Annotated in this window: 13 protein-coding genes; 8 read left to right on the forward strand and 5 right to left on the reverse strand. The window is 62.7% G+C overall.

All coding sequences use genetic code 11. The features are described from left to right. Window positions 1-997, forward strand: a 997-nt coding sequence (locus EN991_RS07960) for a peptidoglycan DD-metalloendopeptidase family protein (protein WP_127368524.1), incomplete at its 5' end; no start/stop codon positions are given. A gap of 132 nt (window positions 998-1,129) precedes the next feature. On the opposite strand, the gene EN991_RS07965 is transcribed toward EN991_RS07960, so the two are convergent. Then, on the reverse strand, window positions 1,130-2,020 hold the full coding sequence (locus tag EN991_RS07965; protein WP_127368532.1) for an NAD-dependent epimerase/dehydratase family protein: 891 nt from the start codon (window positions 2,018-2,020) through the stop codon (window positions 1,130-1,132). 113 nt (window positions 2,021-2,133) lie between these two features. Here EN991_RS07965 and EN991_RS07970 point away from each other — a divergent pair, with 113 nt between their 5' ends. Continuing rightward, complete coding sequence (locus EN991_RS07970) at window positions 2,134-2,955, forward strand: AraC family transcriptional regulator (RefSeq protein ID WP_127368525.1); 822 nt, start codon at window positions 2,134-2,136, stop codon at window positions 2,953-2,955. Window positions 2,956-2,994: 39 nt separating this feature from the next. On the opposite strand, the gene EN991_RS07975 is transcribed toward EN991_RS07970, so the two are convergent. Then, window positions 2,995-3,870 carry an ATP-binding protein gene (locus tag EN991_RS07975; RefSeq protein WP_024503854.1) on the reverse strand — a complete coding sequence of 292 codons (876 nt, stop codon included), beginning with the start codon at window positions 3,868-3,870 and terminating at the stop codon, window positions 2,995-2,997. A 277-nt stretch (window positions 3,871-4,147) separates the two neighbouring features. Here EN991_RS07975 and yajC point away from each other — a divergent pair, with 277 nt between their 5' ends. The 6 genes from yajC (at window position 4,148) to EN991_RS08005 (ending at window position 9,810) form a co-directional block, all read left to right on the forward strand. Next, a complete protein-coding gene (gene yajC / locus EN991_RS07980; RefSeq protein WP_127368526.1) occupies window positions 4,148-4,492 on the forward strand; it encodes a preprotein translocase subunit YajC in 345 nt (114 codons plus the stop codon). A 51-nt stretch (window positions 4,493-4,543) separates the two neighbouring features. Continuing rightward, a complete protein-coding gene (gene secDF / locus EN991_RS07985; RefSeq protein WP_063172318.1) occupies window positions 4,544-7,093 on the forward strand; it encodes a protein translocase subunit SecDF in 2,550 nt (849 codons plus the stop codon). Continuing rightward, the gene (locus EN991_RS07990) at window positions 7,068-7,511 is read left to right on the forward strand and encodes an Mth938-like domain-containing protein (RefSeq protein ID WP_050596163.1); all 444 of its coding nucleotides are present in this window, start codon (window positions 7,068-7,070) and stop codon (window positions 7,509-7,511) included. The genes secDF and EN991_RS07990 overlap by 26 nt, the downstream gene beginning before the upstream one ends. A gap of 1 nt (window position 7,512) precedes the next feature. Next, window positions 7,513-8,355 carry a phytoene/squalene synthase family protein gene (locus EN991_RS07995; RefSeq protein WP_164753889.1) on the forward strand — a complete coding sequence of 281 codons (843 nt, stop codon included), beginning with the start codon at window positions 7,513-7,515 and terminating at the stop codon, window positions 8,353-8,355. 94 nt (window positions 8,356-8,449) lie between these two features. Further along, complete coding sequence (locus tag EN991_RS08000; RefSeq protein WP_337123853.1) at window positions 8,450-8,860, forward strand: hypothetical protein; 411 nt, start codon at window positions 8,450-8,452, stop codon at window positions 8,858-8,860. Continuing rightward, entirely contained in the window at window positions 8,860-9,810 is a 951-nt protein-coding gene (locus EN991_RS08005) for a sterol desaturase family protein (protein WP_206519177.1), read from the forward strand. Before EN991_RS08000 ends, EN991_RS08005 begins: the two co-directional genes overlap by 1 nt. A gap of 7 nt (window positions 9,811-9,817) precedes the next feature. Here EN991_RS08005 and EN991_RS08010 read toward each other — a convergent pair whose 3' ends face one another. The 3 genes from EN991_RS08010 to trmFO form a co-directional block, all read right to left on the reverse strand. Further along, on the reverse strand, window positions 9,818-10,150 hold the full coding sequence (locus EN991_RS08010) for a type II toxin-antitoxin system RelE/ParE family toxin (RefSeq protein ID WP_127368530.1): 333 nt from the start codon (window positions 10,148-10,150) through the stop codon (window positions 9,818-9,820). Window positions 10,151-10,243: 93 nt separating this feature from the next. Further along, window positions 10,244-10,369, reverse strand: a complete 126-nt coding sequence (locus EN991_RS41760; protein ID WP_224675324.1) for a type II toxin-antitoxin system ParD family antitoxin — start codon at window positions 10,367-10,369, stop codon at window positions 10,244-10,246. A gap of 26 nt (window positions 10,370-10,395) precedes the next feature. Beyond that, on the reverse strand, window positions 10,396-11,814 hold the full coding sequence (trmFO, locus tag EN991_RS08020) for a methylenetetrahydrofolate--tRNA-(uracil(54)-C(5))-methyltransferase (FADH(2)-oxidizing) TrmFO (RefSeq protein ID WP_127368531.1): 1,419 nt from the start codon (window positions 11,812-11,814) through the stop codon (window positions 10,396-10,398). Window positions 11,815-11,934: the final 120 nt, after the last annotated feature.

Genomic DNA, 11,934 nt, shown 5'->3' on the forward strand with positions numbered 1-11,934 from the left:
GCGCTACAAGGTGCCGTCCGACGTGATCATGAAGGTCAACGGGCTGAGCGCGACCAAGGGGCTAAAGACCGGCCAGAAGCTGGTCATCCCGGCCTATGCCTATTCCAGCAAGAGCGAGGCGAAGGTCGCGGATGCCAAGCCGGCGAAAGACGGCAAGCACAACCTGCCGGCCACTGCGCCGGACAAGGTCGCCGTTCTGCCGCAGCAGCCGAAGCCTAAGGAAGGCAAGTCCGCCGCTCAGGTCGACGCGTCGGCCGCAGCAAACCAGCCCAAGGAGCCCAAGCCGCAGGTTGCCAAGACGACCGGCGCTGCTGGGACCTACACGGTCCAGTCGGGCGACACGATGTCTTCGATTGCCAGGAAGACCGGCGTCGGCGTCGTTGCCCTAAAGCAGGCCAACGGGATGAAGGACGGACTGCTCAAGATCGGCCAGACCCTGAAGGTGCCGGCCGGCGGAACCGCGACCGTCGCCGCTGCCAAGCCGGCCAAGGTCGATCCGGTGACGACGGCCACCACGCAGCCCGCGGCAAAGACCACGCCGTCTGAAACGCTGGCGTCCTACACGCCGCCGAAAAAGGATTCGAAGGTCATCCAGCAGGCCGAGGCCGACGATGCCGTCGCGCCTGATGCCACCGGCATCGGCAAGATGCGCTGGCCGGTGCGCGGCCGCGTGATTTCCGGTTTCGGCTCGGGCAAGGACGGCGTCGATATCGCCGTGCCGACGGGCACACCGGTCAAGGCGGCCGAGAACGGTGTCGTCATCTATGCCGGCGACGGCCTCAAGGAATTCGGCAACACGGTGCTGGTGCGCCACGAGAACGGCCTGGTCACCGTCTACGGCCATGCCAGCTCGATCGAGGTGCAGCGCGGCCAGAAGGTCAAGCGCGGCCAGGAGATCGCGCTGTCGGGCATGAGCGGCACGACGGACTCGCCGAAGCTGCACTTCGAAGTGCGCAAGAATTCGGCGCCAGTCGATCCCTCCGGTTATCTCGAATAGTCGGGGCTGTTTCGAATAGAAGAAAAAAAGCAATTTGCGGGCCGTCTGACCTCCAGTCCGGCCCGCCGGCTCAGCCCGTTCCGAAAGGAGCGGGCTTTTTCAGTTCCGGTGCGACGCGCCAGTCTTCAAGCTTCAAAGATGGTCGCGCAGAGTGTCGGCGATCATGACGCCAAGGCTGCTGGCCTTGACGCCGAGAAGCGTCTCCGCGTCGGAGGAATCGACCAGCAAGGGTTTGTCGAAGAGATAGCTCATCTCGATAAGCTCATGCATGCCCAATGCTTCCACTTCGGAGATGGAATAGGAGCGTGTTTCTGGAATTTCACGGTGAAGCATTGCCGCGGTCGCCCGGATGAGTTCCCGGGATGGGGCGTGTTGCGATGGAACATGGAACGCCCGTCCCCATTCGCCCGTGTAGCGCGAGGCAGCGACCAGTGTCCTGGCCACGTCCTTCGTGAAGGACCAGGCGTGAGTTGCGTCGAGGTCGCCAATGAAAGCCGTCGGTTTCCCCTCGAGTATGGAGGGCAGCGCGACCAGTGAGAAAGAGCTGATCGCGCCATGTCCAAGATAATCGCTGGACCGCACTTCGACGGCCGGCACGTCCGCACGGACCGCCCGCTGCCACATGATCGTCCGGGCGGTTCCTTTCTTCGAAGTCGGATCCAGAGACAGGTCGGAGTGAAGCGGGCTTTCGGCATCTTTGCCATAGCCATAGAGATTTCCGAGCACCACAAGCTTCGCGCCGACCGCTTCGGCAGCCCGCACGGTGCCGTCGATGATTGGGAAGAAGTCGGTCGGCCAGCGGTGATAGGCGGCCATGGCGCACATGAAGATCGCGTCGGCGTTTCGGCTGATACGCGCCAGTTCCGCGGCATTGGTGGCGTCGGAGTGCACGGTCCGGACGTTTTGCAGCGCGTTCGAACCGACACTCCGGCTCGTCAAGACAACATCATGGCCTTCTTCGCCCAGAAGCCGCGCGGTCTCGCGACCAACCGGGCCTGCTCCCACAACAACATAGAAACTCATGGCATAACCTCTCATCCAAGTTTTATGGAGAGGCGTAGGTACATAGCCACGGCATTGAAAATCGCGCGGGAATTGCCAAGTCTTGAACAGGTTTTGCCATGAATCGAGAAAGCATGCTCTCGCAAGTCGCCCCGGCCCGATCCCCGTCCGACGTAACATTGGCCTCCCGGCATGTCGAAGCCGGGGTCCATCGTCTGCTCCGGGCGCCACACCATCGCATCATGGTGCATGCAAGTGCCGCGACGCGCTCCTACTGCCATGAGGTTCGACGATATTTCGTCAGGCGCGCCGGCGATATCGACCTGGTGCCCGCCGGTCAGGAGGGTGGGTTCGAGGCTGAGACCCCGTTCGACACGATCGAGATCGCGTTACAACCGGCCTTGATGGAAAGGGTGGCAGCCGAACTTGGCGGCAAGGCGCGCGCATTGCCGCTCGGCACACGTCACCTGCTTCGTGACCAGCGCATCGAACACCTCGCGCGAGCACTGGAGAGCGATCTCAATGCGAAGTCGCCGAGCGGGTCGTTGTTTGCCGACAGCATCGGCGCCGCGCTCGCTGTGAGGCTGCTTGGCCTCGGTGAACCTGATATCGATCGCGCGAGCCGGCTGTCGGATACTCAGCTCAAGCGCGTGCTGGAGCATATCGAGGTTGCGCTGCACGAACCCCTGTCGATCCATCGACTGAGCCGGGTTGCCGGCGCCAGCAGTTCGCACTTGCGGACATGGTTCAAGGCGGCGACGGGCTTCACCCTGCACCGCTACGTGCTACGGCGTCGCGTCGAACGCGCACGCGTCCTGCTGCAGCAAGGCGATCTCAGCACAAGCGAGGTGGCGGAATTGACGGGCTTCGCGCACCAGTCACATCTGGCGCATTGGATGCGGCGTGAGATCGGCCAAACGCCGCGTGATTTGCGGCGGTCGCAGCCGCCCAAATGATCTTGTCATCGGATGGCGTTGGCGACGCTATCCAACGCATCAGTCCTTCAGCGGTTTGCCGAGCCGGCCAGCCAAATCCTGGGTGAACTGCCAGGCGACGCGGCCCGAGCGGCTGCCGCGCGTCGTCGCCCATTCCAATGCTTCGGCGCGCAGCGTGTCGGGATCGATTGTCAGCCCGTGATGGCGGACATAGCCGTCGATCATGTCGAGATACTCGTCCTGCGAACATTTGTGGAAACCGAGCCACAGCCCGAAGCGGTCGGACAGCGACACCTTTTCCTCGACCGCTTCGGACGGGTTGATCGCGGTCGAGCGTTCATTGTCGATCATGTCGCGGGGCAACAGATGGCGGCGGTTCGAGGTGGCGTAGAAGATGACATTGGCTGGACGGCCCTCGACGCCGCCTTCGAGCGCTGCCTTGAGCGATTTGTAGGAGGTGTCGTCATGGTCGAAGGAGAGGTCGTCGCAAAACAGGATGAAGCGGAAGGGCGCCGCCTTCAGCAGACCCATCAGCTTCGGCAGCGTGTCGATGTCCTCGCGGTGGATCTCGATCAGCTTCAACGGCAGGTCGGACCTGGCCTTGGCGTTGATTTCCGCATGCACGGCCTTGACCAGCGACGATTTGCCCATGCCGCGCGCGCCCCACAACAACACATTGTTGGCCGGGTAGCCGGCAGCGAAGCGTTCGGTGTTGTCGACAAGGATGTCGCGGACGCGGTCGACGCCACGGATCAGTCCGATGTCGACGCGGTTAACCCTGTGCACCGGTTCCAGATAGCCCGGATCGGCCTGCCAAACGAAGCAATCGGCCTCGCGGAGGTCGGTTTGGGGCACCGGCGGCGGGGCAAGGCGGCTCACCGCTTCGATCAGCCGGTCGAGTTTCTGGTTCAGGGCCTCAATGCTGCTGTCGGTCATGTCTGTCTTTTGTTTTCGCGTTTTTGATGTCTTGGGGCGTGAAGCTGCCCGATTTCGCCTGATACAAAACCGGTTGCAACCTTTTGTTCGAGCATAATTTTTTGCGGAAACCGGCTCGCGCTTTTTGCGATCCTGCTCTAACACGGCTCAACAGGCCGGAAAAGCAGCCGATTTGGCCGGCCGCGCAGTTGCATTGACAACTTTACCGACTATATTCCGGCCAAATTTCAAGGGGCCGCCAAATTGGCGGCTGTTTTCAAAATTCAGGAGTACCTCGATGTTCGTGACACCGGCATACGCCCAAGGCGTCGGCGCTTCTCCCGATATGTTCCAGTTCATCAATATTTTGCCGTTTGTCCTGATTTTCGTGATCATGTATTTTCTGATCATCCGGCCGCAGCGCACGCAGCTGAAGAAGCGCGGCGAGATGCTGGCCGCGGTCCGTCGCGGCGACACGGTCGTCACCGGCGGCGGCTTCGTCGGCAAGGTGACCAAGGTGATCGACGACAACGAGCTCGAGGTCGACCTCGGCAATGGCTTGAAGGTGACGGCGCTGCGCTCGACGATCGCCGATGTGCGCGTCAAGGGCGAGCCGGTGGCCAACCAGAACGCCAAGAAATAATCCAATTTTAGGCGGAGCGATCCGCGGACACGCTCTGACGGACGACGCCATATGTTGTATTTCTCGCGCTTCAAGATGATCCTGATCTGGGTGGCCGTGGCCATCACGGTGATCCTCGCCGCGCCCAACCTGTTCTCCGCCAGCACGCTGGCGCAGCTGCCCAACTGGGTGCCGAAGCGGCAGATGACGCTCGGCCTCGACCTGCAGGGTGGTTCGCACATCTTGCTGGAAATGAACCAGAACGATCTGATCAAGGACCGGCTGGAGACGACGCGCGACGAAATCCGCACGCTGCTGCGCGACGCCAAGATTGGCTATACCGGCCTTGCCGGCACCGGGCGGACCCTGCAGGTTCGCATTACCGATCCCGCCCAGATCGATGCCGCCAAGACGGCGCTGAAGACGCTGACCGATCCGGTCGCCGCCGGCCTGTTCACCGGCGGTTCCGTGCAGGAAATGACGCTCGACGATTCCGAGCCCGGCCTGCTCAAGTTCAACGTCACCGATGCCGGCATCAAATACCGCACGTCGACCGCGCTGACGCAGTCGATCGAGGTGGTCGAACGCCGCGTCAACGAACTCGGCACGACCGAACCCATCGTGCAGCGGCAGGGCGACGACCGTATCCTTGTCCAGGTGCCGGGTCTTCAGGACCCGCAAAGGCTGAAGGAAATCCTCGGCCAGACCGCCAAGCTGACCTTCCAGATGGTCGACCAGTCGATGCCGGTGCAGGACGCGCTCAACGGCCGTCCGCCTGCCGGCTCGTCGGTGCTGTATTCGCAGGACGATCCGCCGGTTCCGTATCTGATCGAGAACCGCGTCATCGTCTCGGGCGAAAACCTCGTCGATGCGCAGGCGACCTACAATTCGCAGAACAACGAGCCGGTGGTGTCGTTCCGCTTCGATTCGAAGGGGGCGGCGCGCTTCGGCCAGGCCACGGCGCAAAATGTCGGCAAGCTGTTCGCCATCATCCTCGACAACCAGGTGATTTCGGCGCCGCAGATCCGCGAGCCGATCCTCGGCGGCACCGGCCAAATCTCCGGCAATTTCACCGCCCAGAGCGCCAACGATCTCGCCGTGCTGCTGCGCGCCGGCGCACTGCCGGCGACGTTGACGGTGATCGAAGAACGTACAGTGGGTCCGGGCCTTGGCCAGGATTCGATCCATGCCGGCAAGGTCGCCGGCATCATCGGTTCTATCCTCGTCGTTGCCTTCATGTTCGTCGCCTACGGCTTCCTCGGCTTCCTCGCCAACATCGCGCTGGCGGTGCACGTGGCGATGATCGTCGGCGTGCTCTCGTTGCTTGGCGCGACGCTGACCTTGCCTGGCATCGCCGGTATCGTGCTGACCATCGGCATGGCGGTCGATTCCAACGTGCTGATCTACGAGCGCATCCGCGAGGAGCGGCGCGCCGGCCGCTCGGTCATCCAGGCGATCGATACCGGTTTCACCAAGGCGCTGGCGACCATCGTCGATTCCAACATCACCTCGCTGATCGCCACCGTGGTGCTGTTCTATCTTGGTACCGGTCCGGTGAAGGGCTTTGCCATCACCTATGCCATCGGCATCCTGACGACCGTCTTCACCGCCTTCACCTTCACCCGTCTGCTGGTCTCGATCTGGCTGCGCCGGGCTCGCCCGAAGGAATTGCCGAAGGCGCCGGTGACCTTCGTTCCGCCCGGCACCAAGATCCCCTTCATGGGCATCCGTCGCTGGACGTTCACGCTGTCCAGCGCACTTTCGATCCTGTCGGTGGTGCTGTTCATGACCGTCGGCATCAACTACGGCATCGATTTCAAGGGCGGTTCGCTGATCGAAGTGCAGGCCAAGAGCGGCAATGCCGATCTCGCCGACCTCCGCGCGCGGCTGACCGAACTCAACATCGGTGAAGTCCAGGTGCAGCAGTTCGGTACGCCGAACGACGTGCTGATCCGCGTCGGGACGCAGGATGGTGGCGAAAATGCCGAGCAGACCGTCATCGACAAGGTGCGCGGCGAGCTGCAGGATAATTATGACTTCCGCCGCGTCGAAGTGGTGGGACCGACCGTGTCCGGCGAGCTCGCCAAGCAAGGCACGATCGCCATGCTGATCGCGCTGCTCGGCATCCTGATCTATGTCTGGTTCCGCTTCGAATGGCAGTTCGCGGTCGGCGCCATTGTGGCGACGGTGCACGATGTGGTCATGACGCTCGGCTTCTTCGTCATCTCCGGGCTGGAGTTCAACCAGTCGTCACTGGCGGCGATCCTGACGATCATCGGCTATTCGCTGAACGATACGATCGTGGTCTATGACCGTGTCCGAGAGGATCTGCGAAAATACAAGCGCATGCCGCTGCCGCAACTCCTGAACAACGCCATCAACGAGACGCTGTCGAGAACGACGCTGACCTCGGTGACGACGATCCTGGCGCTGCTGGCGCTGGTTCTGTTCGGTGGCGAGGTGATCCGCTCGTTCACCATGGCCATGCTGTTCGGCGTGATCTTCGGCACCTATTCGTCGATCTTCATCGCCGCACCGCTGCTGATCCTGTTCAAGCTGCGGCCGCAGGCTTCAGCCGACGAGGAGAAGCCGGTCAATGGCGGCAAGGCGGTCGCGACCTGACGCGCCCCCCCGAAGAGGTTTAACGGTGACCAGCAAAGGCATCGTCATCCGCGAGGCGCATTTCCCGGGCCGCGCGCCGATCGAAGCCTACGGCAATGGCGGATTCCGCTTTGCCGACATGTCGCATCGCGGTTCGCTGCTCTGTCTGCCATCCGGCATCCATGGCTGGGAGCCGGTGGATCCCTTGGCGCTGACGGTGGCGGATTTTGACAGGCTGCTGTCCGAGGCCGACAAGATCGAGATCCTGCTGGTCGGCATGGGCAGGGATCTTCGGCCGTTGCCCGCTGCATTGCGGGCCGCGCTGAAGGCCGCCGGCATTGCATCCGACCCGATGTCGACGGGTGCCGCGGTGCGGACCTACAATGTCCTTCTGGCGGAAGAGCGCGCCGTGGCTGCCGCGCTCATTGCCGTCGATTGATATGCCTCGAAGCGCTGAAATCGTCATGGACGCGGTGCGTGCCGCCGACCATGATCGCTATCTGACCGCGCTCTACGCGCCGGACGGCAAGCGCTACGCGCTGTTTTCGCTCTACGCCTTCAACGCGGAGATATCAGGTATTCGCGATCGCATCCATGAGGCGCTACCGGGCGAGGTGCGGCTGCAATGGTGGCGCGATGTCATTGCCGCCGGCGGCGAGGCCGGCGCCGGCCATCCCACTGCCGAAGCCGTGAACGCTACGATAGCGACGTTCGGCCTGCCGAAGCCGGCCTTCGAGAACATGCTCGATGCGCGCATCTTCGACCTCTACGACGACCCGATGCCGTCGCGCACCGATCTGGAAGGCTATTGCGGCGAGACGGCCGCAGCACTCATCCAGCTTGCGGCGATGGTGCTCGACCCCGGCGAGGCGCCGCGCTTTGCCGAACTGGCGGGCAGGGCAGGCTGCGCACAGGCGATGACCGGCCTGCTGCTGCTGTTGCCGCTGCACCGCCAGCGCGGACAATGTTTTGTCCCGGCCGACATTCTGGCGGCAGCGGGATCGTCGCCGGAAGAATTCGTCACCGGCGACGGCGGACCCGGCGCCAAACGCGCGGTGGCGGCGATGATGGCGCTGGCACGGGAACATCTTTCCGCCTTCGAGCAAGGCGCACCGGCTCTCCCGGTCTCGCTGCGCCCGGCATTCCTGCCACTTGCCCTGTCACGCGCCTATCTCGGCAAGATGGAGAATGGCTCGCCGCTCGAAGGCGTGGCGCGGCTGTCGGCCTTGCGCCGGCATTGGCTGCTGCTGCGTCGTGCGAGCAGGGGCTGGCCTGCTCTTTGACGTAAACGTCAATCATGTTAAGACGTCCCCGCGCCAAACTGTTGCCGAAGACAACAGACCGGCTCGGAGGAGATGAATGAGCTTACCCATATTGGTGGCGATCGTTACCTTCGGCATCGCACTGTCGGTTGCGGCGGTGCATTTCACCGGCGGCAGCAAGACGGCGACGCTCAGTGGCACCGATCAGGCAGTGAGCCGATTCGCCGAGGATTTTCCCGACGAGATCGTGGCGGCGGTCCGCCTGACAGCAGATGCCGGGACCGCGTTCCTGGATATCGGGCGAGGGCGCTTCGGGATCGTTCACAGCGTAGGCGACTGCTTCTTGACCCGCATCGTCACGCCTCAAGATGTCACGATTTTGGACGCTGGAGACGGGAATACGGTCTCGCTGCGGCTCGCCGATTTCACCTGGAAGGGCGGCCGCTTCCGCTTTGCCAGCGCAACGGATGCGCAAGGCTTGCTGAAGGCGCTTGAGCCGCAGAGTTTCGGCGGAGAGGCGGCATGATGGACGACTACAATTTTCCGCAGGTCACTCAACTGGCCATCCCGTTCTTCGTTGTCGCGATCCTGATCGAGCTTTGGTTGGTGCGCACCGGCCGTGCCAAGGGTTCGTTCGAAACGCGCGACACATTGACCAGCCTGATGATGGGTACCGGCAATGTCGTTGCCGGGCTGCTGCTTGGCGTCGTGTCCTACTGGGCGTTGCTGTGGCTCTGGCAGTTCCGCGTCTTCAATCTCGGCCTGTCGATCTGGATTTTTCTGGTGGCCTTCCTGCTCGATGATCTGCGCTACTATTTCTATCACCGCATCGCGCACCGGGTGCGCTGGGTTTGGGCCGAACACGTCAACCACCATTCCAGCCAGCACTACAATCTGTCGACAGCGCTGCGGCAGAGCTGGACGGGCCTGTTCACCTTCATGTTCATGCTGCAGGCGCCGCTGGTGCTGCTCGGCTTCCACCCGGCGGTGATTGCCTTCACCTTCGGCTTCAACCTCGTCTGGCAGTTCTGGATCCACACCGAGACCATCGGCAAGATGTGGGGCTGGTTCGAGTTCGTCTTCAACACGCCCTCACACCACCGCGTCCATCACGCCACCAATCCGCGCTACCTCGACGCCAACTATGCCGGCACGCTGATCATCTGGGACCGCATGTTCGGCACCTTCGTCGGGGAACTGGAAGAAGACCGGCCGCGCTACGGCATCGTCAGGAATCTCGGCACCTTCAATCCGCTGAAAGTGGCATTCCATGAATGGATCGGCATGTTCAGGGATGCCTTTGCGCCCGGTCTGACCTTGAGCGATCGCCTGAACTATCTGATCAAGCCGCCCGGCTGGAGCCATGACGGCTCGCGCGAAACCTCGGAGAGTTTGAAGGCGGCCTATGTCAGGCGAAATCCGGGTGAGGCGGGAAAGCCGGGATTGCCGATGGCTGGTGTCGAGCCGGCTGAATAATATCGCCTCAGGATGGTTCGTTCGACCCGCCGTCGCGCATCAGCGTCTCATAGTCGCGACCGCCATAGAAGATGTTGACGATGCGGATGACATCGTTCTCGGTCAGGTGGTGATGACGGCGGAATGCTCGGAATGGGACGGGTCGTAATCCCCGAACGATATCGTCGCGCGAGCGACCGCCACGAGGCGCATTGCCGATACTCTGACAGCGCTCTTCTATCCGATCCACGAAACCGTTGGCGATGTTTTCGCTGCCGCTGCTCTCAAGGATGTAGGCGCCAATTGCTTCTAGATCGGAGATCGCGCTTTCGCTAAGAACGACGGCGGGACGCTGGATCATCGCTCTCCCTCGTCAGTTGCGAAATCCGGCTCTTTACCCGGTCGATCGCCTCATCGAGCGGAACAGCGGGTCTTTTGTCTTCGATCGACGCCTTCACCCGCGCCCTGATGGACGCCATGCGTTCAGCGTGCTCTTCCTCCTCGCGCTGGAAGGCAGGGCGGCGCGGATGACTTCACTGGCCGAACCGAAGGAGCCGTCTTCGACTTTGTCCCGGATCATGGGGTCCAATCAGAACGCGAAGCTGTTTATTCCGCCGCTTCGGCCGTTTCCGGTTGCGCCGGAAGTCCCAGCCAGTGCCGGCAATCAGCCTGCGCACGCGATGTGATGGCGTGCCGCTTGGCAACGGTCTTGTCCTTGCCGCGCATGCGTTTGCCCTCGGCCTTCGGAGCTTCGACGGGTGGGAACAGGCCGAAATTGACATTCATCGGCTGGAATGAGCGCTTTCCCGGCTCGTCATCGGAGACAATATGACCGCCGGTGATGTGGTTGAGCAGAGCGCCGAAGGCCGTGGTCAGCGGCGGCAGGGACGGAGCAAGGCCGAGCCGTTCAGCGGCGGCGAAGCGGCCGGCGAGCAGGCCGATCGCAGCGCTCTCGACATAGCCTTCGCAGCCGGTGATCTGGCCGGCGAAACGCAGGCCGGGCCGCGACTTCAGTTGCAGCGAAGCGTCGAGCAAGGTCGGCGAGTTGATGTAGGTGTTGCGGTGCAGGCCGCCGAGACGGGCGAAATCGGCGTTTTCGAGACCCGGTATAGTGCGGAAGATGCGCACCTGCTCGGCATGCTTCAACTTGGTCTGGAAACCGACCATGTTGTAGAGCGTGCCCAGCGCATTGTCCTGCCGCAACTGGACGACGGCATAGGCCTTTACCGTCGGATTGTGGGCATTGGTCAGCCCCATCGGCTTCATAGGCCCGTAGCGTAGCGTCTCGACACCGCGCTCGGCCATGATTTCGATCGGCAGGCAGCCGTCGAAATAGGGCGTGCCTTCCCATTGCTTGAATTCGGTTTTCTGGCCGTCGACCAGCGCTTGCACGAAGGCAAGGTACTGGTCCTTGTCCATCGGACAATTGATGTAGTCCTTGCCGGTGCCGCCTGGCCCGACCTTGTCGTAGCGCGACTGGAACCAGCAGGTATTCATGTCGATCGTGTCGAAATGGATGATCGGCGCAATGGCGTCGAAGAAGGCGAGCGCATCGGCGCCTGTCGCTTCCGCGATCGACTGGGCAAGCCCGGGGGCGGTCAACGGACCCGTGGCAACGATCGCCTGGTCCCAATCCGTCGGCGGCAGACCTGGCACTTCCTCGCGCCGGATGGTGATCAGCGGGTGTGCTTCGAGTTTTTTCGTCACGGCATCGGCGAATCCGTCGCGATCGACGGCCAGCGCGCCGCCGGCCGGAACCTGGTTGGCGTCGCCGGCGCTCATGATCAACGAGCCGGCCAGCCGCATTTCGGCGTGCAACAGGCCGACCGCGTTGTTGTCGGCGTCGTCGGAGCGGAAGGAATTGGAACAGACGAGCTCGGCCAGGCTATCGGTCTTGTGCGCATCGGTGCCACGAACGGGCCGCATTTCATGCAGGATGACGGGCACGCCGGCTTGCGCTGCCTGCCAGGCGGCTTCGGAACCGGCGAGGCCGCCGCCGATGATGTGGATTGGGTTTTTGCTCATGAGCGCCGGAATAATCGCTTGGTGCGGCGATTGCAATTGCCGTGCGCGGTGCGGGGCAAACAGCTGCTGATGGGAGCGCCTCCTGAAAACAACAACACCCGCCGGGGGAGGAGGTCCGGC

The sequence above is a fragment of the Mesorhizobium sp. M7A.F.Ca.US.005.03.2.1 genome (assembly GCF_003997795.1).
GTDB lineage: Bacteria > Pseudomonadota > Alphaproteobacteria > Rhizobiales > Rhizobiaceae > Mesorhizobium > Mesorhizobium ciceri.

What these genes read in the sequence shown, in the direction of transcription:
- EN991_RS07965 (WP_127368532.1), bottom strand. Translation starts at nt 2,020, where the DNA reads ATGAGTTTCTATGTTGTTGTGGGAGCAGGCCCGGTTGGTCGCGAGACC.
- EN991_RS07970 (WP_127368525.1), top strand. Translation starts at nt 2,134, where the DNA reads ATGCTCTCGCAAGTCGCCCCGGCCCGATCCCCGTCCGACGTAACATTG.
- EN991_RS07975 (WP_024503854.1), bottom strand. Translation starts at nt 3,870, where the DNA reads ATGACCGACAGCAGCATTGAGGCCCTGAACCAGAAACTCGACCGGCTG.
- yajC (WP_127368526.1), top strand. Translation starts at nt 4,148, where the DNA reads ATGTTCGTGACACCGGCATACGCCCAAGGCGTCGGCGCTTCTCCCGAT.
- secDF (WP_063172318.1), top strand. Translation starts at nt 4,544, where the DNA reads ATGTTGTATTTCTCGCGCTTCAAGATGATCCTGATCTGGGTGGCCGTG.
- EN991_RS07990 (WP_050596163.1), top strand. Translation starts at nt 7,068, where the DNA reads ATGGCGGCAAGGCGGTCGCGACCTGACGCGCCCCCCCGAAGAGGTTTA.
- EN991_RS07995 (WP_164753889.1), top strand. Translation starts at nt 7,513, where the DNA reads ATGCCTCGAAGCGCTGAAATCGTCATGGACGCGGTGCGTGCCGCCGAC.
- EN991_RS08005 (WP_206519177.1), top strand. Translation starts at nt 8,860, where the DNA reads ATGGACGACTACAATTTTCCGCAGGTCACTCAACTGGCCATCCCGTTC.
- EN991_RS08010 (WP_127368530.1), bottom strand. Translation starts at nt 10,150, where the DNA reads ATGATCCAGCGTCCCGCCGTCGTTCTTAGCGAAAGCGCGATCTCCGAT.
- EN991_RS41760 (WP_224675324.1), bottom strand. Translation starts at nt 10,369, where the DNA reads ATGATCCGGGACAAAGTCGAAGACGGCTCCTTCGGTTCGGCCAGTGAA.
- trmFO (WP_127368531.1), bottom strand. Translation starts at nt 11,814, where the DNA reads ATGAGCAAAAACCCAATCCACATCATCGGCGGCGGCCTCGCCGGTTCC.